This is a genomic window from Streptomyces recifensis (genome assembly GCF_002154615.1).
Lineage (GTDB): Bacteria > Actinomycetota > Actinomycetes > Streptomycetales > Streptomycetaceae > Streptomyces > Streptomyces griseoluteus.
The window spans coordinates 1-593 of sequence record NZ_MUNH01000853.1; the positions used below are offsets into that span (position 1 = coordinate 1).

Genomic DNA, 593 nt, shown 5'->3' on the forward strand with positions numbered 1-593 from the left:
GCGTCGTCATCCGGTATCCGGCGTACTTCCCGGACGGCGACCCGGAGTCCCGCGCGCGGGTCGAGCGGCTGCTGACCGCCAAGGCGGGCCGGGGCCGGGAGTACCGCTTCACCTGGGAGGAGGAGGGCAACCGGCTCACGCTGAGCGTCCTCGCCGCCCTGCCGACCGGCATCACCGCCCAGCACTTCGTCACCGCGCCGGGTGAGACGGTGCTCGGCTTCACCGACCCCGACGAGGTCCAGCGCACCCTCCCGCTCTCCTACGGCGAGGAGCGGTGTGACATGCCCCCGGTGGTCTGGCGCACCGGCAGCCGCGCGCCGGAGCCGCATCTGCTGATCATGGGCCAGCCCGGCAGCGGCACGTCAACGCTGGTGCGCTCCATCGCCCTCCAGGCGCTGCGGCACGGCGACGTGATGATCGTGGACGGCGGCGGCACCGGCGAGTACTCCTGCCTGATCGGCCGGGAGGGCGTGCTCGCCGTGGAGTGCGCGCCGGCCGGGGCGGTGACCGGTCTCGAGTGGGCCGCGCAGGAGACCGAGCGGCGGCTCCTCGCGGTCAACGAGGCCCGGCAGGCGGGCGCTCCGCCACCGGAG

The 593-nt window shown here is 74.9% G+C and carries 1 pseudogene; it reads left to right on the top strand.

The features are described from left to right. Positions 1–593 (top strand): annotated as a pseudogene (locus CCN33_RS30330) (hypothetical protein); the annotation flags it as partial.